Source organism: Bradyrhizobium sp. S3.7.6, from assembly GCF_054061875.1.
Genome location: NZ_JBSSEQ010000001.1, coordinates 5,894,254 through 5,916,951, shown reverse-complemented (window position 1 = coordinate 5,916,951; position 22,698 = coordinate 5,894,254). Strand labels below are relative to the sequence as shown.

The following is a 22,698-nucleotide window of genomic DNA, read 5'->3' as shown; positions in this document are numbered from 1 at the left end:
TTAGTTGAACGCAAACCAGACCTTGGCGACGAACGTCGCGCCGCACCAGTTCGAGGCCAGGCCGTCCGGGTTGGTGATCGGATTGACACGGCCGCCCGGCCGCGCATTTGGATCGCCTGTAAAGACGAAGCATTTTTCCTTCGACAGATTGGTGTCATAGTAGCGCAGATCGAGGTTGAGCGCCTTGTGCGTGAACGTCACGCCGGCCTGCCAGTTGAGATAGGCAGGCAGCGGGAAGCCGCCGAGTTGCGGGGTCTGGTTGCCAAACCAGGAATAGCCGGCGGCGGTGGTGAACGACACGGTCAGGTTCTTCAGCAGAAACCGCTCCGGCACGTCGAAGCCGACTCCGGCCGCCACATATTGGCTCCAGGCGCCGGTGTTCGAGACGTTCGGAGAATAGGCGTAACCGCCGGCGACGCGGATCTGATCGCCGATGCGTCGATCGCCGCGGACCACGATCTCCCAATAATTGATGCCGTTGGTCTCGCCAGGAAGTCTTTCACCGGGATAGGCGAAATAGGTCGCCCCAAGATCAAAATCGATCGTGGCAATCTGCGGGCGCATGCCGGCGGCAAAGGTGAGTTCGGCGGCCGGTTGGGTCGGCAGCTTGACGGTGGCGACCGTTGTGCCGGCGTAGAGCGGGCCCCATCTCGTCTCGAAGGCGGCGCCAGCCGCGGGGCCATGATCGGACAGCGTGGTCCCGCGATAGATGTAGTCGGATGCAAGCCCCGCGCGAGCGCTGAACTCGAACTCGTCGGCAGGCGTTGCGTGGGTGGTGTCGGCCGCCGACCAACCGCGGTTGCCGAGGCCGAGCGCCCCGGCCGAGGATTGGGCCAGCGCCAAACCGCCGGTCATGGGTGCAAGCCACAATCCGGCCAGCGCGGCAAATAAGGCGCCGCTTGCACCCCGAAACGATGTTTCGTGTCGCCGCAAGTCGATCATCCTCCCAGAGCGACCGCGATGCCAACCAGCGTACTACCGACAGCCACCATCGCAAGTCCCGCCACCGAAGGCCGCAGCCCGCTACGAACCCCGAACACGTAACCGCAACAGAACAGCATCACGATGGCGACGGCGTAGGAGACGCGCAGCGCTAGTCTGGCGTCGCTCAGGAACAGGAACGGGATGACCACCGGGAAGGTCGACAGGAAGCTCAGCAGGCAAAGGCCGAGCGCGCCGATCCAGTCGCGCTTCGTCAGCCCTGGACCGGGAGCCGGCTCAGGCAATTGTTGCAGCCGTTTCCGCATCGATTCCAACTGCTCTACGGGCAGCATGGCCGACAATTCCGGCGGCAGCGCGTCGGCAATGACGCGGCGCGCTGCTTCGGGATCCGGCGCCTTCCGTATCGCGCGGAGGGTCAGAACCTTGTCTCCCCGGTCATTGATGCGCGCCAGCAGATAAAGACCGCCGTCAACGATGCCCCATGCGAGATTGCAGCCGAGTGCGCCGATCAGCATTGTTTGAATATTGATATTGGTCCCGGTCGCGACACCAAGCGAGCAGATGAAGGTAAGGGCCATGATCAGCCCGAACAAAGTCTCCGAGATCCGTTCCATCGGATCAAGTATGCTCCCGAACGGAGTATCCGGTCCCAATAAAGCCATGGCTTGGTCTTCGATCACCGTTTGCTGACGATCATGGCTGCGCACGCGGGCGAATGCATCGTCTCGGCTCCTGGGCCAAGCCCGACCCACGCCCGAGCAGGTGTCATCGAGGCTCATGTCCGGCATTCGCTCTTTGAGTTATGTCAACGCGCCCGGGCATGAGTGAACTGGGCCGACGCGCCGCGCGGCGGCCGCTTGTGCCCCGCCAGTCCAACGAAGACGATTTTTGGCCGTAGCTGCCGAGGCGGTCCGATCTTGCGGGTTGCCCCGTCGCCGAATTTGACTTCGTCGCGCTTTACCCCAGCCTTTGATCCCGCACGTCCTGCGTATCCTCCGTCGCCGTCTTGACGGCGGCGGTCGCGGCGCTCTTTGCGGCCCCCTTGCGGCTGGCGATCTCCACCGCCGTGCGGCCGGAGATCTCGTGGCCGGCATCGGCGGGCATCTGCCAGAAGAACCAGCTCGACGCCGCCGAGGTCAGCGCGATCACGAGGAAGGCCGGCGCGAACACGGTGGCGTCGATCTCGCTGACATGGTTGAACCACATCGTCGTTTCCACGCAGGCCGCGCCGACCGCGACGCCGGCGGAGACCGCGAGCTGCTGGTTGACGCTGACCAGCGTGGTGGCGCGGCTCATCTGCGCGGTCTCGACGTCGGCATAGGCCACCGTGTTGATCGCGGTGAACTCCAGCGAGCGGAAGAAGCCGCCGACCACCAGGATCACCAAGATGATGAGCAGCGGCGTCGTCACCGTGAACAGCGCGCAGACGCCGAGGAAGAACGCGCTGACGACCGCGTTCACCGTCATCAAGTTGCGGAAGCCGAAGGTGCGGATGATGCGCGCGGCCAGCGTCTTCATGCCCATGGCGCCGAGCGAGGAGCCGAAGGTGACGAGGCCGGAATGGAAGGGCGACAGCCCGAAGCCGATCTGCATCAGCAGCGGAAGCAGGAACGGTAGCGCGCCGATGCCGAGCCGGAACATGAAGCCGCCGAAAACGGCCGCGCGCAGCGTCGGCAGCTTCAGCAGCGAAAAATCCAGCACCGGCGAACCCGTCCGCCGCGCGTGCAGGACATACAGCGTCATCGAGATCGCTCCGCCCACGACCAGGGCCGCGACCGTGCTCCAGGGCAGAAGGTTGAGCCCGGCGACGGAAAGACCGAAGGCGATGCCGGCGAGGCCGACGCCCGCGAGCACCATGCCGTAGAGATCGAACGGTTCCCGCGTCTCGCTCTTGATGGGATCGATGAAGCGCAAGGCCATGAAGATGCCGAGCAGCCCGATCGGAATGTTGATCAGGAAGATCCAGTGCCATGACGCATAGGTCGTGATGAAGCCGCCGAGCGGCGGGCCGATCACGGGACCGATGAGGGCAGGGACCGTCACCCAGGCCATGGCGTTGACCAGCGCGCTCTTGTCGACCGAGCGCAGCAGCACCAGGCGTCCGACCGGCGTCATCATCGCCCCGCCCATGCCCTGAAGGATGCGCGCGAATACGAAATCGGTGACGGAGGTCGAGAGTGCGCAGCCGATCGAGCCGACCATGAACACGCCGACCGCGATCGCGAACACCATGCGCGCGCCGAACCGGTCCGCAGTCCAGCCGCTCGCCGGGATGAACACCGCGAGCGACAGCAGATAGGAGGTGATGGCAAGCTTGAGCGTCAGCGGGCTCGTGCCGATGTCGGCCGCGATCGCGGGCAGCGAGGTGGCGATCACCGTCGAATCCATGTTCTCCATGAAGAGAGCGGTGGCCACGATCAGCGGGATGACGCGTTGCTTGTCGACCATGACGGATTGGTAATGAAAATCAGAAGGAAAGGTGGACTTGCGGCTTATCACCGCCGCTTGGCGGGGACCATTGCGGATCAACGCATAGCACCTAAATCCTGCGTAACAACGGTGTGACCCTCGACGGCGGGTGCGCGCGCTCCCGCGTCATTCCGGGGCGCGCCCCTTGGCGGGCCCGGAATCCACCGGGCCCCAGAGACCGCTGCGGGATGGATTCCGGGCTCGCGACTTCGTCGCGCCGGGGAATGACGAGGGGGGCCGCCACCCGGCCATCCACGCCGAATTTACTTAAAAAGCCTGTGCATGGCTGGCCGGCGGTCCGATTTGCTTTGATTCGTCGCGTGGCCGTGCTATCGACCCGCGTCAACCCCACCGATGGGCTCCGATTCTCCGGCGATGCCGCAAGGCACGCTGAGGGCGGCGCTCATCCATAGCTATTTGCGGCAGGGCCGCAGGAAGGAGTTGGCAGATGGCCACGGTGCAACTTCAAGGCATTCGCGAAGCCTTTACGTTCGACGACGTGCTGTTGAAGCCGGGCCTGTCGGACGTCATGCCGGGCGAGGTCGACATCCGCTCCCGCGTCACCCGCGCCATTCCGCTCAACATCCCGATCATGGCCTCCGCCATGGACACGGTCACTGAAGCCCGCATGGCGATCGCCATGGCGCAGGCCGGCGGCCTCGGCGTCATCCACCGCAATTTCGATCCCGAGGGGCAGGCCGCCCAGGTCCGGCAGGTCAAGCGCTACGAGTCGGGCATGGTGGTGAACCCGCTCACCATCAGCCCCGAGGCCACGCTCGACGATGCGCTCAAGCTGATGAGCGACCACGGCATCTCCGGCATTCCCGTCGTCACCGGTGCGAGCAAGAATACGCCCGGCAAGCTGGTCGGCATCCTCACCAACCGCGACGTGCGGTTTGCCACCGACCGCCGGCAAAAAGTCTCCGAGCTGATGACGCATGATGGCCTCGTCACGGTCCGCGAGAATGTCAGCCAGGACGAGGCGCGGCGGATGCTGCACCAGCATCGCATCGAGAAGCTGCTCGTGGTCGACGAGCAATATCGCTGCGTCGGCCTGATCACCGTGAAGGACATGGAGAAGGCGGTCGCCCATCCGCTCGCCTGCAAGGACGCGCAGGGCCGCCTGCGCGTCGCCGCCGCCACCACCGTCGGCGACACCGGCTTCGAGCGCACCGAACGGCTGATCGATGCCGGCGTCGATCTCGTCGTCGTCGACACCGCGCACGGCCATTCCCGCCACGTGCTGCATGCGGTCAATCGCATCAAGCGCCTGTCCAACTCCGTCCAGGTCGTTGCCGGCAACGTCGCCACCACCGAAGGCGCGCAGGCGCTGATCGATGCGGGCGCGGACTGCATCAAGGTCGGCATCGGCCCGGGCTCGATCTGCACCACGCGCATCGTCGCCGGCGTCGGCGTTCCCCAGCTCACCGCGATCATGGATGCGGTCGAGGCTGCAAAGAAGTCCGACATTCCCGTCATCGCCGACGGCGGCATCAAGTTCTCCGGCGACCTTGCGAAAGCGCTCGCCGCCGGCGCCGACATCGCCATGGTCGGCTCGCTGCTCGCGGGCACCGACGAGACCCCCGGCGAAGTGTTCTTGTGGCAGGGCCGTTCCTACAAGGCCTATCGCGGCATGGGCTCGGTCGGCGCGATGGCGCGCGGCTCGGCCGATCGCTACTTCCAGCAGGACATCAAGGACACGCTCAAGCTCGTGCCTGAGGGCATCGAGGGCCAGGTGCCCTACAAGGGCCCGGTCGGCAACGTCATGCACCAGCTCGCCGGCGGCTTGCGCGCCGCGATGGGCTATGTCGGCGCAAAGGACATGAAGGACCTGCACGAGAAGGCCCAGTTCGTCCGCATCACCGGCGCAGGCCTGCGCGAAAGCCACGTCCACGACGTCACGATCACGCGCGAGAGCCCGAACTATCCGGGCGCGGGTTAGGCGCTCCGCATTCGGCTGCGCGTCGGTTTCGGCGCGCTCGCCTCGATGACGGTGTCATTCCCCGCGGAAGCGGGGAATCCAGTACGCCGCGGCTTCTCGGTTCAATCACAGCCGCCTCTGGAATACTGGATCGCCCGCTTTCGCGGGCGATGACAGCGAGTGTTGGGATTTGCTTCATTCCCACGTACCTCCTAAATGACTGCAACAAGTAGTCAGGAGGAAGCCATGTCCCAAGCCAAACGCATCGTTCTCGCCGCGCGTCCCGTCGGTGAACCCAAGCCATCCGATTTTCGTCTGGAGGAATTCGCGATTCCGGCGCCCGGCGCGGGTGAAGTCCTGCTGCGCACGATCTGGCTCTCGCTCGATCCCTATATGCGCGGGCGCATGAGTGACGGTCCGTCCTACGCAGCACCTGTGCCGGTCGGCGGCGTGATGGAGGGCGAGGCGGTCAGCGAGGTCGCGGCCTCCAACAGTCCTGATTTCGCCAAGGGCGACATCGTGCGAGCCCGTACTGGCTGGCAGTCGCACGCGATCTCGAACGGCAAGGGCTTGATCAAGGTCGATCCGAAGCTCGGTCCGATCTCGACCTCCATCGGCGTGCTCGGCATGCCCGGCATGACCGCCTATACGGGCCTGCTCGATATCGGCAAGCCGCGGGAAGGCGAGACCGTCGTCGTCGCCGGTGCCTCCGGTGCGGTCGGCTCGGCCGTCGGCCAGATCGCGAAGATCAAGGGCGCGCGCGCGGTCGGCATCGCCGGCGGCAAGGACAAGTGCGACTACGTGGTGAAGGAGCTCGGCTTTGACGAGTGTCTCGATCATCGTGAAATCGATTTCGCCGCGAAGCTGAAGTTTGCCTGCCCGAAAGGCATCGACGTCTATTTCGAGAATGTCGGCGGCGCCGTCTTCGAGGCGGTGTTCCCGCTGCTCAATCCGTTCGCGCGCGTGCCGGTCTGCGGCCTCATCGCCCACTACAACGACACCGAGGCCAAGCCGCCGAAATGGGCGGCCAGCATGATGCGCGCGACGCTGACCAAGCGGCTCACCTTCCGCGGCTTCATCGTCTCCGACTTCGCCAACCGCCATGGCGACTTCCTGCGCGACATGTCCACCTGGGTCCGTGACGGCAAGGTCAAGTACAAGGAGTTCGTCACCGAGGGCCTGGACAGCGCACCCGGTGCCTTCATGGGGCTCCTGAAGGGCGCCAATTTCGGCAAGCAGCTGGTGCGGGTCGGGCAAGATAAGGCGTAAGGCGTTTTGGGGTCGCGTGAGGAAAACGCGCCAGACTAGACGCTAGAGCCCCGGAACAGGGCTCTAGCTGCAAGGCCTAGTTGCAAAGGCGTCACACCCCGGACATCGATGGTTAACAAAGAGTGACCGATCGGCCACACCTGCCCGCAAAAGCCGCAGGTGTGACCGTCGGTTCATTGACGGCTGAGCGAAGGCATTGAATCATCGCGCATATTTTAGGTGCTGCGATGTTAGAGATTGGTATTTTCAGCGTAATCCTTCTGGCTGCCGGCTATTGGGCGACCCTGTTCGTCATGGGCCGTCGCGACGACGTCATCCATGGCAAGTTTGTCCATGTCGACGAGGAGGGCGATTTCACGCCAGCCGCGATGCCGGCGCCACCACCGCCATTCCCGAAGCGTCCGGGCAAAGCTGCGCAGCCTGACAAGATCCAGCCTGCGAAGGCGGAGGCGAGGCCGGTGAACAGTGATGCGCTGCAATCGCTGCTGGCTGCGATCCAGCAGGATCTCAAGACCATCGCCTGATCCGCAACCTCAGACGCTACCGCGCTCGACCAGGAACAGCTCGACGGCGAGCCGCTGCTCGGCGTGCGGCGTGCCTGATAGCCGCGCCAGTAGCAGTTCGCCCGCGATCCGCCCCACGGCCGCCGCATCGAACGAGATGGTGGTGAGACCGGGCGTGATCTGATCGGCGACATCGTTGTCGCCGAAGCCGAGCAGCGCCAGATTGTGCGGTACCGAGAGGCCGCGGGCGCGGGCCTCGATCAGCGCGCCGGTCGCAAGCAGATCGTTGGCGCAGAACACCGCATCGACGTCGCCGCCGCGTTCGAGCAGGGCGGTGAAGGCGGCGCGGCCGTCGGCCAGTCCCGTGATCTCACCGACACCGATCTCGTGGACGATCTCGAGGCCCAGCTGTGCCGCTGCGTTCCGAAATCCGTCGCAGCGCAGTGCGCCACGGCCGCTGCCGCGGCCGATGAAGGCGACGCGGCGATGTCCGGCTTCAGCCAGCCTGCGCGCCGCCATCGCGCCGGCATCGGCATTGGGCAGGCCGACCAGCATGTCGATGGGGTCGCGCGGAAACGCCCAGGTCTCGATCACGGGAATGCCCAGTTCGAGCAGCGCGGCACGATTCTCCTCGAGCTCGATCACGCCGGTGAACATCACTGCTGCGGGGCGGATGCCGCGCAGCGACTGGATCATCGCGACTTCCTTGGCATAGGAGTAGGAGGTCTGGCCGACCAGCACCTCGAAGCCTTCCGGCTCCAGCGTGGCGGCGAAGCTGCGCACCGCGAGGCCGAACTGCTGGCTGAGAATGTTGGAGACGAAGGCCATCACCACATTCGAGCGCCCCGAGCGCAGCGCGCGCGCATGCGGGTTGGAGGCGTAACCGGTCGCCTCGATCACTTCGAGGATACGCTCGCGAGTCTCGCGATTGACCTTCTCGGGGTGACGCAGCACCCGCGACACCGTGATCGGCGCAACGCCCGCACGCTCCGCGACCTCCTCGATGCGCGGCGGCCGCCCGCTCGCGCTGGCGCGGCCGGGCGGCGCTGGAATGCGCACCACGTCGTCATAGGTCGGCTTTGCCGGATCGGTCATCGAATCCCGAGTGTAATCGCAGTCGGTATCGTCTCCAAAACTCAGCGCGCCGGCAGCTCGTCTCGTGACAGCGCGCGGCCGACCTGGACCAGGCAGTCGCCGCTCTGGCTGTCGGTGTGCAGGCGCTGCGAGATCACGATGCCGTCGGCGGGGAAGCGCAGCACCTCTTCGGGCAGCTCCGGGCGCTCGAAATTATGGTACCAGCCGGCGATGTCGCCGGCCGCAACCCGCGTGCCGACCATGACGGCGGGCTCGAACCAGCCGCGGCGGGTCGCGAACACCGCCTGCGCATGGCTTTGCAGCGCCAGCAATTCGGTGGCGCGCTCGACCGGCGCGTGAGGGCCCAGCACCGGCGCCTGGACGAGGCCGAGTGCGAGCAGCAGCCGGTCGATCGCGCGCGCGGTGAGCGCCATGGTCTGCGGCGTGACGGTGCCGCCGCCGCCGAATTCACCGGAGAGCCCGATCGCGCCGGCGCGTGCAGCCGCGGCCATCGAGGTCGGAGCGGTCGCGCCGTTTTCCGCGACGAAGGCGAAGGGCATCCCCAACCCCTCCATCAGGCGCAGCGCGTGGCCGAACATCTCGGGCGTGCCCTGCCGCTCGATCAGCGCGCAAGGCACATGCGCCATCGAGGTGCCGCCGGAATGGATGTCGAAGACGACTTCGTGCCGCGGAAACAGCTCGTGCTCGAGGAAGTGCGCAAGCCGGAACGTCGGCGTGCCCGCGGCATCGCCGGGGAAGGCGCGGTTGAGGTTGCCTTCGTCGAGCGGCGAGCGGCGGCGCGCAGCCATCACGGCTGGCCAATTGGCGAAGGGCAGGATGGTGATCTCGCCTTTGACGTCCTTTGCATCGAGCCGGCGATACAGCCGTGTCAGCGCGATCTCGCCCTCATATTCGTCGCCGTGATTGCCGGCCATCAAGAGCAGTTTTGGTCCGGCACCGTTCTTGATTCGGAAGATCGGGATCTTGAGCTGGTAGTAGGGGGAGCGATCGATCGAGAAGGGAATGCCGAGATGGCCCGACCATTTCTGGTCTTTCTCGAAATCGATCTCATGGAAAAGTCCGGTATGCATGGCTTGCCTCGCGGCCGCGCCGTCGCCGGCGCCGGCCAAAGGTTGAAAGGGTGGCGGTGCCTTTACAGCAAGGCGACCGCGGTCATCTCGACGCGCAGGTCGGGATCGGCGAGGCGGGCTTCGACGCAGGCGCGCGCCGGCGGGTTGGCCGGATCGATCCAGGCATCGTAGACCGAGTTCATGGTGTCGAAGTCGGTGATATGCGGCAGGAAGACGTTGACGGCGATCAGCTTCGACCGGTCGGAGCCGGCCTCCTTCAGCAACGCGTCGATCTTGGCGAGCACCTGTTGGGTCTGCGACACGATGCCGGCCTTGCGGTCGTCAGCGACCTGGCCGGCGATGTGCACCATGCCGCCTGCGGCGACGGCCTGGCTCATGCGCGAGCCGACGACGTAACGTTTGATCATCTCGAAATTCTCCTCGTGAAGCTTGGCCCCCGCATGATGCAGGAGCCGTGCGCAAGCTTACAGCGTCGGCAGCGTCTGCTCTTCCTTGAACCACTTTAGTTGCAACGCGCCGAGCTTGCCGTTGAGCTTGTTGAAGAAGATGTCAGTATTGATCCAGTTGAGCAGGTTCTGCTCGCCCTGGCGCACGCCGACATGAGCCGGCGACTGGCGGATCAGGAACTTCAGCTCGACCTCCTTGGTCGGGTTCTGGTCCTGCACCTTCAGCGCGATGGCGCTGTTCTCGGCGAAGGTATCGGCCTGTCCCGCGAGAAACGCGGCGAGCGCGGCCGGCGTATCCTCGAAACGCACCAGCTTCACCTTCGGCGCGTTGTCGGTGAGCCAGACGTCGAGCGTCGAGCCCTTGGCGACCGCAACGCTGCGGCCGTCGAGATTGTCAGGCTTCTTGCCGGTCGCGGCCGGAATTGCCTTGGCGCCATAGACGCCGAGATTCACCACCGCATAGGGCTGCGAGAACATCACCTGCTGGGCGCGCTCGGGCGTCGCGCCGAGGCCTGCGATCAGGATGTCGATCTTGTCGGAGAGCAGGCTCGGGATGCGCGCTGCGCCCGTCACCGGCACGAGCTCGAGCTTGACGCCCATGTCGGCGGCGATCAGCCGGGCGAGGTCGGCATCGAGACCTGCGATCTCGCCCTTGTCGTCCTTGAAGCCCCACGGCGCGGCATCGGTCAGCAGGCCGACGCGCAGCTTGCCCGCGCCGAGCACGTCCTGGAGCTTGTCGGCTTGCGCGAGAGTGGGGGCAGCGAGCACGGCGAGCGCGGTGGCTGCGATCGCAAAGAGGGATTTTAGTGGTCTCATGGCTCTCTCCTGATCGGGGATTGGTGGATGGTTATTTGGCGGACGCGATGAAGCTGGCGAGCTCGGGGGTTTCAGGATTGGCGAACAGCTTTGCCGGCGGTCCCTGTTCCCAGACGCGGCCCTGATGCATGAAGACGATGCGGTTGGCGACGTTGCGGGCAAAGCCCATCTCGTGGGTGACCAAGATCATGGTCATGCCCTGCTTCGCCATCGCCTCCATCACCTTCAGGACTTCGCCGACGAGTTCGGGGTCGAGCGCGGAGGTGACCTCGTCGAACAGCATGAGGTGAGGGGCCATCGCGAGGCAGCGCGCGATGGCGACGCGTTGCTGCTGGCCGCCGGAGAGCTGCTCCGGCCAGGCGTCGATCTTGTCGGCGAGACCGACCCTGGTCAGCACGTCGTCGGCAAGCGCCCGCGCCCGGGCCTTGTCGGTGCGGCCGGTGAGGAGCGGAGCCAGCGTGATGTTGCGCTCGACCTTCAGGTGCGGAAACAAGTTGAAAGCCTGGAACACGATGCCGACGCGCTGACGGAATGCCTTCAGGTCAGGCATCCTGGCGTGGACCTTCTCGCCCTCGACGCGGATCTCGCCGGAATCGACGCTCTCCAGTGCATTGATGCAGCGGAGCAGGGTCGACTTGCCCGAGCCGGAGCGGCCGATGATCGTGACGATCTCGCCTTCCTCGACGTCGAGCGAGACGCCCTTGAGCACCTCGACCTTGCCGAATGTCTTGTGCACGTCGCGGATTTCAACGAGAGCCATCGAGGCGGGCCTCCAGAGAGCGGGACCAGAGCGTGAGCGGCAGGCACAGCGCGAAATAGATCGCGGCGACCAGCGCGTAGGTGAGTAGCGGCTGGAACGTCGCCGCGCTCACCACTTGCCCGGCGCGGGCAAGCTCGACGAAGCCGAGGATCGAGGCGAGCGAGGTGCCCTTGATCAGCTGCACCAGGAAGCCGACGGTCGGTGGCAGCGACAGCCGCAGCGCCTGCGGCGCGATGATGTGGCGGAATTGCTGCCAGGCGGAGAGGCCGAGACAGGCGCCTGCCTCCCATTGCGCCTGCTTCACGGCTTCCAGCCCGCCGCGCCAGATCTCGCCGAGGAAGGCGGCGGTGTAGAGCGTGTAGGCGACGGTGACGGCAACGAGGGCCGGCACCTGGATGCCCAGGAACATCGGCATGCCGAAATAGAAGAAGAACAGCAGCCCGAGCAGCGGCACGCTTTGGACGATCTGGATGCACGCCGCCATCGTCCAGCGCAGGCCGGCGAAGCGGCTGATGCGGCCCGTGGCGAACGCCAGCGCCAGCGGCGCACCGAAGGCGAGCGCGAGCACGACGAGCGCAACGGTCCAGCGCAGCGCCGCGAACAGCGAGACGAAATCGATGAGGGTGAAGGATCGCATCGCCTTGTCCCTCAGCGCCGCCGCGGCCAGCGGAAGGCCGCCAGACCGATGATGGCGAACAGCGCCTTGAACGACATCGCCATGGCGAAATAGACCACGCAGATCACCGCATAGACCTCGAAGCTGCGATAGGTGCGGCTCTCGATGAAGCCCGCGACATGAAACAGCTCGTCGGCGGCGACCTGCGAAGCGAGCGAGGTGCCGAGCAGCAGCAGGACGAACTGGCTGGTCACGGCCGGATAGGCGTTGCGCAGCGCCGGCGGCAGCAGGATGTGACGGAACACCTGCCAGCCCGACAGGCCAAGGCACTGGCCGGCCTCGATCTGGTTCTTCGGCACGGAGTCGAGGCCGGCACGGATGATCTCGACCGAGTAGGCCCCGAAATAGAGCGACAGCGCGACGGCGGCGGCTTCGAACGCCGGCAGCTTCAAGCCGAAGTTCGGCAGCACGAAGAAGACGATGAAGATCTGGATCAGCGACGGCGTGTTGCGGAACAGCTCGATGTAGCCGCGCACCAGCCAGCGCAACGGCGTGATGCGGCCGTTCAGCGCGACCGCGCCGGCAACGCCGATCAAAAGCCCGGCCAGCGCCGCGATCACCGTCAGTTCGAGCGTGACGATGGCCCCGTCGATGAGCTGGTTCTGATAGCGCCACAGCGGCAGGAAATTCATCGGGCGCGCCGCCTTAGCCGAACTGGGTGGGGAGGGCGCGCGTCACGACCCCGTCGGCGTCGAGGCCGAGGATCACGCGCCAGCGGTCGAGGCAGGTGCAGGGATGCGAGATGCCGAAGGCGATGACGTCGCCGACCGCAAGCGTGCCATCGGGCGCGACGGACAGGAACGCATGCTGGTCATTGAGACGGGTGACCGACAAGGTCTCGGCAAGCCCTTGTTGTTCGACGCCGTCGCGGAAGACGCGTAGCGGCACCGGCAATCCCTGATCGAAGGAGGCATCGCGCATACCGAAGCCCGCTATCGCGAGGCTTGCCTCCGGCCGCGACAACACCTCGGCCCAAAGTGTCAACGCAGGCCGGAAACCCTCGGCCGCCGAGTGCGGCGCGCCGTCGATGAGGAGACCGCCGCGACGGTCGAGCTCGGCGAAAGCGCGCGTAAATGCCGTGATCGGCAAAGAACAGGGCGTCTGAGCGCAAGAGGACGCTGGCGTTGCCGTCGGCCTGCGCGCTCGGTGTGAGCGCGCGGGCGACGACGTCGAAATAGGCCGAGCCGCCGGAGCTGATGATCAGCGGCCGGCCCGGGGCAGCATGACGTACCAGCGCGAAGGCCGCGATGGTGCGCTCCATCAGCGCCGCGATCGCGCGCATCGTCTCGTCGGCATCGGGCGTTGCGACCGCGCCTTCGTAAGTGGCGACGCCGCCGAGCAGGAGGCCGTCGGCCGCGAGCACCGCGGCAATCGTCGCTTCGACCGTGGCGCGATCTCGCGCGCCCGCGCGGCCCGCACCGAGCTCGACCAGCACGGACAATTCGCTGCGGCCCGCAATCCGGGCCGCTTCAGCCAGTGCTGCGACCGCCGCCGGTGAATCCGCGAAGGCGTGAAATTCGACGTCGGGATAGGCGCCGAGCAACGCGCCGAGCCGCCGGCCGGCCGCGAGCCCGCCGATCTCATTGGCCAGAAGCAGGCGCCGCTCGCCGCTCGCGAGCAGCACGGCGGCCTGCTGGATGTTGGCAACCGTCGTGCCCCAGGCGCCGGCCTCACGCAGCGACTGGGCGAGCTCTGGCGACATCGGCGTCTTGGCGTGGGGCGCAACGGCAACGCCGGCGCTCCTGCACCAGCGCAGGAAGAGGTCGCGGTTGGCCGCGAAGGCGGCTTCATCGAGGGTGAGGGCGGGCAGAGCGAGATCGCCGCGGGAGGGCTGCCAATTCTGGCGGGCGATCTCCTCGATCGGCAGGCCATCGACCAGGGGGATGCCCCGCGTGGTCGTTGAAAAACGTTGGCTCTCCCACCGGGACAAGAACTGCATCGTCGCTCCCTCAGCGGCCCCTCGACCGCTCGGGAACGATAGGTCGGAATGACAACGTTGTCATTAGCGGATTCTAGCCAATCTTGGCGCGAATTCGATGCGGGGAGGTAATTTGGTAAGGTGTTGTGCCCGTGAATTGGGCTAGTGCTCGCCGCCCATCTGGGCGAGCAGCTCCTCGATATCGACATCGACCTGGCCCGCGGCCCTGACGTGACGAACTTCAAAACTGTTCGGCCGGAAGCGGTATTCGACGAGCCCGACTTCCTTGATCGCGATGCGGTCCTGGCGCGCGTCGTTGATCCTGAAGCCGGCCGACGGCGCCCAGACATGGCGGGTGTGGCGGTAGGTGAAGTCGCGCCGCTGGTGCACATGGCCGCTGGCGATGAGGCGCAGGTCCACGGTCGAGAACATCTCGATCAGGCGCGCCCGTGCCGGCTGCGGCACGTAGCGGATCGAGGTCTCCGGCGTCTCGGGGTCATCGGGCAGGTTGAGAAACATCGGCTTGTGCACGAACAGCGCGATCGGCCTGCCGTTGATGCGCGCCATTTCCCGGGACAACCAGTCGAACTGCTCGGCCTCGAAGGCGAGCCCGGAATTCATCACCAGCGAGTTCAGACCGATGAAGTGCCAGCCGGCCGCTTCGAACGACCAATGGTCCTCGCCGATGATGTCGCGGAATTGTTGGCGGTGCTTTTCCTCAACCGGCGGCTTTGGCGCAGGCCCGATCGCGGTCGGATTGTCGCCGATGTCGTGATTGCCGGGAATGTAGCGGCAGGCGACGGGCAGGGCGTCGTGCCGGCTCTTGGCGAATTCGACATCGTCGCGACTTGTCGGCCCGTCGAAGGAGACGTCGCCGGTGTTGACGACGAGGTCGGGTCTATCAGCGTCGATATGCTCGCTGACGCGATCGAAATTTGCGATCAGGCCGGGGAAGCGCCGGCCGAGATGGGTGTCGGAAATCTGCGTGAGGCGAAATTCGGACATGGCATCAGCATACGCGTTGTCGCACGTCGGAACGATGACGGCGCGCGCATGCATCGCCATGAAACAAAGTTTAAAGCACGCGATAGCGGATCGTGTAGGCGTCCTGCGGAGCGACGCTGCCGGTGGCCGGCGAGGCGATGCGGTCGGCGAGGTGCCAGGGTCCGAACTGCTCGGACCGGTGCGGCTCGGCGGGCAGGCGGAGGCGGAATTCAAAGGTGCCCTTGCCGGGCAGGTTCACGACCAGCACGCGGTCGGCGGTGCGGTGGTTGAGCGCCACGGCGCCGCGCAGCACGGAGCGGCCATCACCGAGCTCGCGCACGCCGTCGACCAGCGCCAGCGTCTGGTTGCGGTCGGTGTGCAGCTCGATCTGGCTGTCGGACACAGCCGTGAGTGTTTCCCTCGGCATCCGGATCTCGAACTCGACCGCCGGCTTGGAGGGATTGAGGCCGAGATAGGCCAGCGCGGCGTGGCGCATGTCGTAGGCGGCAAAGGCGAACAGGGCGAGCGCGGCCAGAGTGGCGAGGCCATGCCTGACGACGTCGCGCCAGCTCCGGTAGCTCAGGCGGAAGTACACCGTCATCGCCAGCGCGACCGCGAGCGCGGCCGCGATTCCCGCTAGTGCCGACATCAGGACGCCGAGCCGGCCGTCCGCGGATTCGGTCAAAAGGCTGGAGAGGGTGTTCATGTCAGTCTCTTGGCGCTAGCTCGCCTTGCGGTCCCAGGGGCCGAAATCGCTTTAACTATCGGCCTTTGGTCGCGGGACCGGGAACACCGGTTCAACTCGTTGATTGTCAGCGCCAGCAGTCGCGGCTAATGACGGTCCGCGGTGTTCCGCCTGACGGGAAAGTTCCGATGTCCATCCAAATGGTTTTGCTGCCTGTCTTCGTGCAGGTCGGTCTCACCTTCGCACTCCTGATCGGAATGGTACTGGCGCGCCGGCGCTCGCTGGTCTCCGGCGAGACCAAGAGCCGCGACATTGCGCTGGGCGAGCAGTTCGAATTGCCGGTGCTGTTCTACGCGCTGATCGCCCTGGCGCTGCCCTTGCGCCATGCCGATCTCTTCATCGTGCTGATGTCCTGGGTGTTCGTGGTGACGCGCTTCGCCCATGCCGGCGTGTTCGTCTCCTCCAACGATCCCGGCCGGCGCTCCACGATCTGGCTCGCGGGTGTGCTTGTACTGCTCGCGATGTGGATCTACTTCGCGCTGAAGATGCTGTTGTTGATCTAGGCGCGCGCATGATCCGGACCCGGAGGGCCGCGTTAGCGCAAAGTGGATACCGGTTTTCCGACAAGATCATGCGCAAAACAAAAATAGCCAATCCTGACCTGAAAGATTCAAATGACTCCCGCTGCCCGGCTGTCCGCAGCCATCGAACTGATTGACACCATCGAGAAGGACCGCGTGCCGGCGGCCAAGGCGCTCAAGGAGTGGGGCACCGCGCACCGCTTCGCCGGCTCCGGCGACCGCGCCGCCATCGCGGGCCTCGTCTGGGACGTGCTGCGCCGATATGCCTCGAGCGCTTTCCTGATGGACGCCGACACCGCACGCGCCCGGCTGATCGGCATGCTCCGCCTCGAGCGCAACATGGACGCGGCCACCATGGGCGCGCTGTTCGACGGCAGCCGGTTTGCACCGGCGCCGCTGACCGAGGCCGAGCAGGCCGCGCTGACCTCGCGTTCCCTCAAGGACGCGCCGGCTGCGATCGTCGGGGATTATCCTGATTGGCTCGACCCGTACTTTGCAAAAGTGTTCGGCGAGGACCGCGCCGCGGAGGCGGCCGCGATGGCGAGCCGGGCGCCGCTGGATTTGCGCGTCAACACGCTAAAATCCAATCGCGACAAGGTGCTGCGCGGGCTTGCTCATCTTCATGCGGAACCGACGCCATGGTCCGCAAACGGCCTGCGCATCGAGCTTTCGGCCGATGCGCGCAATCCCGGCCTCCAGGCGGAGGAGGATTTCATCAAGGGCGCCGTTGAAGTGCAGGATGAGGGATCGCAGCTTGCGGCGAGCTTCACCGCGGCAAAACCCGGCGAGCAGGTGATCGATCTCTGCGCCGGCGCCGGCGGCAAGACGCTGGCGCTCGCAGCCATGATGCAGGGCAAGGGACGGCTGATCGCCACCGACAACGACAAGCGCCAGCTTGCCCCGATCCACGAACGCCTGTCGCGCGCCGGCGTCCACAATGCCGATGTCCGCACGCCCAAGGGCGAGGCCGATCCGCTGGCCGACATCAGCGGCACCGCCGACCTCGTCGTGATCGACGCGCCCTGCACGGGAACCGGCACCTGGCGCCGCAACCCCGACGCCAAATGGCGCATGCGCCCCGGCGCGCTGGAGATCCGCCTGCGCGATCAGGCCGAGGTGCTGGAGCGCGCCGTGCCGCTGGTCAAGGCCGGCGGCCGTATCGCCTACATCACCTGTTCGGTGCTGGCGGAAGAGAACGGCGAGCAGGTGAGGGCGTTCACCGCCCGCCATCCCGAGTTCGCCGTCGTGCCGCCGGAGCAGACTGCAAGCGTGCTCTGGGACAAGGCGGAGGATTTCGCAAAGGCCGCGCTGCAGTCGGATGAAGGCTGGCTGATGACGCCACGGCGAACGGGGACGGACGGGTTCTTCGTCTCGGTGCTGAAGAAGACGTAGCTCTCGTAGTGACCCTCGTAGGGTGGGCAAAGCGAAGCGTGCCCACCATTCGCAGTGTGAAAGATGGTGGGCACGGCGCGCGAAGAGCGCGCCTCTGCCCACCCTACGGCACCGCGTGTGCCGCGCCGCAGTTCCCCAAAACAAAAACCCCGCGAACCGAAGCTCGCGGGGCTTTCTAACTCGACGTTCTGCCGGTACGTCCGTGGTCAGAACGGTGCGTGGGCGTTAGCCGACGCGGAGATTGTCAGCCGACGACTTGCCGCTGCGGCGGTCGGCGACGATGTCGAACGAGACCTTCTGACCCTCGTTGAGGGAGGAGAGGCCAGCGCGCTCGACGGCGCTGATGTGAACGAACACGTCCTTCTGGCCGTCATCCGGCTGGATGAAACCATAACCCTTTTGGGTGTTGAACCACTTCACGGTGCCCATAGCCATGGGAATTTCCTTTAGTTAGTTAGAGAGGATACGCACGTGGACCGGTACGCGAAATTGCGCCCATGATCCTGTTCAGTCGATGTTTGGGGAAGTCATCTGAAGCGTGCGCGCCCGTCTGCAACGAAGCGAAGCGGCCCAGTCGTTCGGCCAAGTATCGATGATCACAATATAGCGAGAATTTGGGGCTACTTCAAGGCACCACCCGTGGGCCGGCATGTGGCGCGGCTTTGCTATTTTGCGGTGCAAATGAGCCGCCCGACAGCCCTCAATCCACGATGAAAAGCGTCGCCCCCGTGGCCGTCGAGGACCGGTGCGCGGCGTCGCCGAAGTCCGAGACCTGGTAGCTCATCCCCGCGGTGAGCTTGAATTTCCGCCCGTCGCGCAGCTCGCTGTCGAGCTCGCCCTCGAGCACGTAGAGCACGTGGCCGCGGTCGCACCAATGGTCGGCGAGATAGCCCGGCGAATACTCGACCATCCGCACCCGGAGATCGCCGATGTTGAGCGTCCGCCACTTGGCCTGCCCGGTCTCGCCGGGATGCGTGGTGGCCTCGACCTTGCTCCAGTCTGTGACGGTGAAGGGGGAGGCGGGGAGTTTCATGGGGAATCCTATGTCAGAGCCGGCGGGCGCAGTGTTAGCGCACGCCCGTCCGGCAGTCTCCGTCATCGTGAGCGATACTCGGTGTCATCGCCCGACTTGATCGGGCGATCCAGTATTCCAGAGGCCGCGCCGTGATGCGGAAAAGCCGCGGCGTACTGGATTCCCCGCTGGCGCGGGGAATGACAGCGGTGGGTGGGGCGGCACCGTCTGCACACGATAAGCGCGTGGCCGACAGCAATGCGCGCAAGCGTCACTGCGCCAAATGGTTCGCCGACCCCTGCAAAATCAGCCCCGCTGCATTCACCCGCAGATACTCGCAGATCTTCTTCCCCCGCTCGTTCTCGTAAAACACCACGACGCTGTCAGGGCTGACGAACAGGTCGATCAGTGTAAAATGCAGCTCCGGCAGCAGGGCGAGCGCCTTGCCCCAATACGCCCGCAACGCGTCCTTGCCGCGCACGGTGCCGCTGGCATCGAACCCCATCGCGGGGATGCGGTCCGAGGTCATCACGGTGTCCTCGGCGTAGAGCGTCAGCACGCGCTCGAGATCCCGCGCGTTCCAGGCCTCGACCCAGGTCCGGCCGAGCGCGGCGAGCGTCGATGGCTGATGGTGCTGTGGCATGGCGTTCTCCCCTGATTGCCCCCTGTTTGGCGTGAGGGCATATTAGGTCAATAATACTGACCTATATCCATTTGTCCATGCCCAAAGAAGAATGTGGGCGCGCGCATCGCGCGGTTGCGGGCAGGGGCACGGTCGCGTATTTGCTGGCCATGACAGCAGCACAGAACGACCGCTCCGCGTCGACGCCCTCGGTGGCCTCGGCGCACGACAAGATTCTCATCGTCGACTTCGGCAGCCAGGTGACGCAGCTGATCGCGCGTCGCGTGCGCGAGGACGGCGTCTATTGCGAGATCGTCCCGTTCAACAGGGCCGAAGAGGCCTTCAAGGAGATGAAGCCGAAAGCGGTGATCCTCTCCGGCGGCCCTGAGTCGGTGCATGAAGCGGGCTCCCCGCGCGCCCCGCAGTTGATCTTCGCCTCCGGCGTGCCGGTGCTCGGCATCTGCTACGGCCAGATGACCATGGCGGAGCAACTCGGCGGCACCGTCGAGGGCGGCCATCACCGCGAGTTCGGTCGCGCCGATGTCGAGGTCAAGGCGCCGAGCAAGCTGTTCGAGGACGTCTGGTCGCCGGGCGGCAAGAACCAGGTCTGGATGAGCCATGGCGATCGCATCACAAAAATGCCGCCGGGCTTCTCGGTGGCCGGCACCTCGCCGAACGCGCCGTTCGCGATCATCCAGGACGAGACGCGCAAGTACTACGGCCTGATGTTCCACCCCGAAGTGGTGCACACGCCCGACGGCGCCAAGCTGATCCGCAATTTCGTCCGCAAGATCGCCGGCCTTTCCGGCGACTGGACCATGCGCGCCTTCCGCGAGGAGGAGATCGCAAAGATCCGCGCCCAGGTCGGCAAGGGCAAGGTGCTCTGCGGCCTCTCCGGCGGCGTCGATTCAGCCGTCGCGGCCGTGCTGATCCACGAAGCCATCGGCGACCAGCTCACTTGTGTGTTCGTCGATCACGGCATGCTGCGCCTCGACGAAGCCAAGACCGTGGTTGATCTGTTCCGCCACCACTACAACATCCCGCTCGTGCATGTGGATGCCTCGAAGCAATTCCTCGGCGAGCTCGAAGGCGTCACCGACCCCGAGACCAAGCGCAAGACCATCGGCCGCCTCTTCATCGAGGTGTTCGAGGCTGAAGCTAAGAAGATCGGCGGCGCTGACTTCCTGGCGCAGGGCACGCTCTATCCTGACGTGATCGAGAGCGTCTCCTTCACCGGCGGCCCCTCGGTGACGATCAAGTCGCACCACAATGTCGGCGGTCTGCCCGAGCGCATGAACATGAAGCTCGTCGAGCCGCTGCGCGAGCTGTTCAAGGACGAGGTGCGCAAGTTAGGGCGCGAGCTCGGCCTGCCCGAAATCTTCGTCGGCCGCCACCCGTTCCCGGGCCCCGGCCTCGCCATCCGCTGCCCCGGCGACATCACCCGCGACAAGCTCGACATCCTGCGCAAGGCCGATGCCGTCTACATCGACCAGATCCGCAAGCACGGCCTCTACGACGACATCTGGCAGGCCTTCGCCGTGCTGCTCCCGGTCAAGACAGTGGGCGTCATGGGCGACGGCCGCACCTACGACTACGTCGTGGGCCTCCGCGCAGTAACCTCCACCGACGGCATGACCGCGGACTTCTACCAGTTCGACATGAAGTTTCTGGGCGAGACCGCCACGCGCATCATCAACGAGGTGAAGGGCGTGAACCGGGTGGTGTACGACGTGACGAGCAAGCCGCCCGGGACGATTGAGTGGGAGTGAAGGGGAGTACCGTGGAGTAGTATCGGATAGCAGAGGACACTCGAGCGAATCCTAGGCCATCGATAGCAGTCGATAGATTTTAAGCGACTCACAGATCCGCCGCTCTGTCGGGCGTCTTCCCGCTCTTCGAACGGCGCCCATGCGCCGTCAGGCCCACCCCAACCTTCGCGACTTTGTGTTGCTCAAATTCGCAATCCCGGTCTTCGCATTGACACAGACATGCCAGCCCAAACGCTTGGCTGCGCAGCATCTGGACCGTGTCGTCCTTCGTCCATAGCCCGTCCGCCATGTATTGGCTTCCGTCGGCGAGGCTTGCGCGCGGATCAGCCGACGCTGATCGGAACCTCAACCAGATTCGTGTTGCCGCTCGCGATTCCGTCCTCGATTGCCGGCGCGATATCGGCTGCTCGTTCCACCCGTCGCGCGGGCACCCCCATCGCGCGAGCCAATGACAGATAGTCAATCTCTGGCTGTTGAATGTCCATGGCGATGAAGCGGTTCGTCTTCGCGGCTACATAGTCTGCCTGCGTTCTCATGAAGTTCTTGAGGACGTTGTACTCGCGATTGTTCATCACGACGAAGGTCACGGGGAGCTTCTCGTGGGCAGCGGTCCAAAGCGCCTGTGGGGAATACATCGCCGCTCCGTCTCCGACGAGGCAAACGACGGGGGCGCGACCGAGTCCAAGCGAACAGCCGACGGCCGCCGGCATACCCCAGCCGAGTCCACCGCCGCGTATGAACGAGTACTGGTTCGGTGATTGGCTGTTGAGGAATTTTCGAACATGGCCTGACGTGGCGACAGCCTCGTCGACGATCGCGACATCCGGTCCGATCGCGCGTACCGCCTCCCGTGCAGCGACCAGTGGCGTGGTCAGAGTGCGATTCATCTCAGCATCCGCCATTTCTGAGAGCGACCGCCGTTGCGCAGCCCGTTCCTCCTGAGCCTTCTGAAGCAGCGTCGCGTACGCGCCACGATTGCTTTTCGTCGCCTCGGAAAGATGCGGCAAAAGAGCCTTGAGCGAGGCCTTGATCTCGCCGACGACCGAGAGCTTGGTCACATAGGTACGGCCGAGATCGCGCACGTCAGCCGACAGTTGGAACACGTCGCATCCGGGCGGGACAGCAGAGCCCTCGGTGTAGAGGATGGTGATCAGTGATTTCCCGCCGAGTGCAAAGATCGCGTCGTAGCGGGAAAGGATCTCGGCCATGCCTCGGGCCACGGTCGGAAAATTCCCCGCCCAAAGCGGGTGAGAAGTCGGGAATGGAATGTGCGATGGCCATGAAGATCCATATACCGGCGCGCCCAGAGCTTCGGCCGCAGCTGCCACTTCCTCGGCCGCCTCGCTGGTGTGAACCTCATCGCCGGCGATGATCGCCAAGCGGCCGGGCTCCACCGCGGCGAGGTGTTGCGCGAGCTGTGGGAGCGAGCCTGCAACCGCATTTCGGTCGATGTGAGAGCGGCCCTCAATGCCAACTGTGCTCATCTCCTCCATGACATCCATCGGCAACGACAGAAACACAGGACCCGCTGGAGCGGCGCTGGCATCGTGGAAAGCGCGCCGCACGAGAACAGGCAATTGATCAACGGTCGCGACTTCGCGCGCCCACTTCACCGCCGGTTCTGCGATCCGCACGAGATCACCGAACAGCAGTGGATCTGACACCGTATGTCGTGAGTCCTGCTGGCCCGCCGTGACAACCATCGGGGTTTGGGACACGCTCGCATTGAGCAGATTTCCCATCCCATGCCCGAGACCGCCAGCTGTTG

22 protein-coding genes and 1 pseudogene are annotated in these 22,698 nt (G+C 65.3%); 6 read left to right on the top strand and 17 right to left on the bottom strand.

All coding sequences use genetic code 11. From position 1 onward, the window contains the following. The 3 genes from ACVJ5M_RS29295 to ACVJ5M_RS29285 form a co-directional block, all read right to left on the bottom strand. Positions 1-855: a TorF family putative porin gene (locus tag ACVJ5M_RS29295; RefSeq protein ID WP_354099497.1), complete on the bottom strand. Its 855-nt coding sequence runs from the start codon at positions 853-855 to the stop codon at positions 1-3. A gap of 83 nt (positions 856-938) precedes the next feature. Further along, the gene (locus ACVJ5M_RS29290; RefSeq protein ID WP_187387729.1) at positions 939-1,721 is read right to left on the bottom strand and encodes a VIT1/CCC1 transporter family protein; all 783 of its coding nucleotides are present in this window, start codon (positions 1,719-1,721) and stop codon (positions 939-941) included. Positions 1,722-1,899: 178 nt separating this feature from the next. Further along, a complete protein-coding gene (locus tag ACVJ5M_RS29285) occupies positions 1,900-3,390 on the bottom strand; it encodes an MFS transporter (protein ID WP_063983797.1) in 1,491 nt (496 codons plus the stop codon). 469 nt (positions 3,391-3,859) lie between these two features. Here ACVJ5M_RS29285 and guaB point away from each other — a divergent pair, with 469 nt between their 5' ends. From guaB to ACVJ5M_RS29270, 3 genes are all read left to right on the top strand, one after another. Further along, positions 3,860-5,353: an IMP dehydrogenase gene (guaB, locus tag ACVJ5M_RS29280; protein ID WP_063983796.1), complete on the top strand. Its 1,494-nt coding sequence runs from the start codon at positions 3,860-3,862 to the stop codon at positions 5,351-5,353. 225 nt (positions 5,354-5,578) lie between these two features. Beyond that, complete coding sequence (locus ACVJ5M_RS29275; protein ID WP_063983795.1) at positions 5,579-6,601, top strand: NADP-dependent oxidoreductase; 1,023 nt, start codon at positions 5,579-5,581, stop codon at positions 6,599-6,601. A gap of 227 nt (positions 6,602-6,828) precedes the next feature. Beyond that, positions 6,829-7,125 carry a hypothetical protein gene (locus ACVJ5M_RS29270; protein ID WP_063983794.1) on the top strand — a complete coding sequence of 99 codons (297 nt, stop codon included), beginning with the start codon at positions 6,829-6,831 and terminating at the stop codon, positions 7,123-7,125. 9 nt (positions 7,126-7,134) lie between these two features. Here the strand turns inward: ACVJ5M_RS29270 and ACVJ5M_RS29265 are convergent, their stop codons facing one another. From ACVJ5M_RS29265 to ACVJ5M_RS29220, 10 genes and pseudogenes are all read right to left on the bottom strand, one after another. Continuing rightward, on the bottom strand, positions 7,135-8,199 hold the full coding sequence (locus tag ACVJ5M_RS29265) for a LacI family DNA-binding transcriptional regulator (protein ID WP_063983793.1): 1,065 nt from the start codon (positions 8,197-8,199) through the stop codon (positions 7,135-7,137). Between the two features lie 41 nt (positions 8,200-8,240). Beyond that, the gene (locus ACVJ5M_RS29260) at positions 8,241-9,269 is read right to left on the bottom strand and encodes a succinylglutamate desuccinylase/aspartoacylase family protein (RefSeq protein WP_063986433.1); all 1,029 of its coding nucleotides are present in this window, start codon (positions 9,267-9,269) and stop codon (positions 8,241-8,243) included. Between the two features lie 62 nt (positions 9,270-9,331). Beyond that, the gene (locus ACVJ5M_RS29255) at positions 9,332-9,676 is read right to left on the bottom strand and encodes a RidA family protein (RefSeq protein WP_018645782.1); all 345 of its coding nucleotides are present in this window, start codon (positions 9,674-9,676) and stop codon (positions 9,332-9,334) included. Positions 9,677-9,733: 57 nt separating this feature from the next. Further along, complete coding sequence (locus ACVJ5M_RS29250) at positions 9,734-10,531, bottom strand: transporter substrate-binding domain-containing protein (protein ID WP_063983792.1); 798 nt, start codon at positions 10,529-10,531, stop codon at positions 9,734-9,736. A gap of 31 nt (positions 10,532-10,562) precedes the next feature. Continuing rightward, complete coding sequence (locus ACVJ5M_RS29245; RefSeq protein ID WP_063983791.1) at positions 10,563-11,291, bottom strand: amino acid ABC transporter ATP-binding protein; 729 nt, start codon at positions 11,289-11,291, stop codon at positions 10,563-10,565. Next, positions 11,278-11,928, bottom strand: a complete 651-nt coding sequence (locus tag ACVJ5M_RS29240) for an amino acid ABC transporter permease (RefSeq protein WP_063983790.1) — start codon at positions 11,926-11,928, stop codon at positions 11,278-11,280. Before ACVJ5M_RS29240 ends, ACVJ5M_RS29245 begins: the two co-directional genes overlap by 14 nt. An 11-nt stretch (positions 11,929-11,939) precedes the next feature. Beyond that, positions 11,940-12,599, bottom strand: a complete 660-nt coding sequence (locus tag ACVJ5M_RS29235; RefSeq protein ID WP_063983789.1) for an amino acid ABC transporter permease — start codon at positions 12,597-12,599, stop codon at positions 11,940-11,942. Between the two features lie 13 nt (positions 12,600-12,612). Continuing rightward, a pseudogene (locus ACVJ5M_RS29230) lies at positions 12,613-13,906 on the bottom strand (alanine racemase). Positions 13,907-14,047: 141 nt separating this feature from the next. Then, on the bottom strand, positions 14,048-14,890 hold the full coding sequence (locus tag ACVJ5M_RS29225; RefSeq protein ID WP_063986432.1) for a metallophosphoesterase family protein: 843 nt from the start codon (positions 14,888-14,890) through the stop codon (positions 14,048-14,050). 70 nt (positions 14,891-14,960) lie between these two features. Continuing rightward, entirely contained in the window at positions 14,961-15,575 is a 615-nt protein-coding gene (locus tag ACVJ5M_RS29220; RefSeq protein ID WP_063983787.1) for a hypothetical protein, read from the bottom strand. 167 nt (positions 15,576-15,742) lie between these two features. Here ACVJ5M_RS29220 and ACVJ5M_RS29215 point away from each other — a divergent pair, with 167 nt between their 5' ends. Beyond that, a complete protein-coding gene (locus tag ACVJ5M_RS29215; RefSeq protein ID WP_063986431.1) occupies positions 15,743-16,117 on the top strand; it encodes an MAPEG family protein in 375 nt (124 codons plus the stop codon). A gap of 111 nt (positions 16,118-16,228) precedes the next feature. Continuing rightward, the gene (locus ACVJ5M_RS29210; protein WP_063983786.1) at positions 16,229-17,527 is read left to right on the top strand and encodes an RsmB/NOP family class I SAM-dependent RNA methyltransferase; all 1,299 of its coding nucleotides are present in this window, start codon (positions 16,229-16,231) and stop codon (positions 17,525-17,527) included. A gap of 225 nt (positions 17,528-17,752) precedes the next feature. Here the strand turns inward: ACVJ5M_RS29210 and ACVJ5M_RS29205 are convergent, their stop codons facing one another. The 3 genes from ACVJ5M_RS29205 to ACVJ5M_RS29195 form a co-directional block, all read right to left on the bottom strand. Then, positions 17,753-17,962, bottom strand: a complete 210-nt coding sequence (locus ACVJ5M_RS29205) for a cold-shock protein (RefSeq protein ID WP_008141931.1) — start codon at positions 17,960-17,962, stop codon at positions 17,753-17,755. Between the two features lie 265 nt (positions 17,963-18,227). Further along, the gene (locus tag ACVJ5M_RS29200; RefSeq protein ID WP_063983785.1) at positions 18,228-18,560 is read right to left on the bottom strand and encodes a DHCW motif cupin fold protein; all 333 of its coding nucleotides are present in this window, start codon (positions 18,558-18,560) and stop codon (positions 18,228-18,230) included. A 250-nt stretch (positions 18,561-18,810) separates the two neighbouring features. Next, on the bottom strand, positions 18,811-19,182 hold the full coding sequence (locus ACVJ5M_RS29195) for a nuclear transport factor 2 family protein (RefSeq protein ID WP_063983784.1): 372 nt from the start codon (positions 19,180-19,182) through the stop codon (positions 18,811-18,813). Between the two features lie 149 nt (positions 19,183-19,331). Between ACVJ5M_RS29195 and guaA the strand changes: the two genes are divergently transcribed. Then, positions 19,332-20,930, top strand: coding sequence for a glutamine-hydrolyzing GMP synthase (gene guaA, locus ACVJ5M_RS29190; RefSeq protein ID WP_063986430.1), 1,599 nt, complete (start codon positions 19,332-19,334; stop codon positions 20,928-20,930). Between the two features lie 323 nt (positions 20,931-21,253). Here guaA and ACVJ5M_RS29185 read toward each other — a convergent pair whose 3' ends face one another. Further along, positions 21,254-22,672 (bottom strand): thiamine pyrophosphate-binding protein, encoded by a 1,419-nt coding sequence (locus ACVJ5M_RS29185; protein ID WP_354097851.1) that lies wholly within the window; start codon positions 22,670-22,672, stop codon positions 21,254-21,256. Positions 22,673-22,698 lie beyond the last annotated feature (26 nt).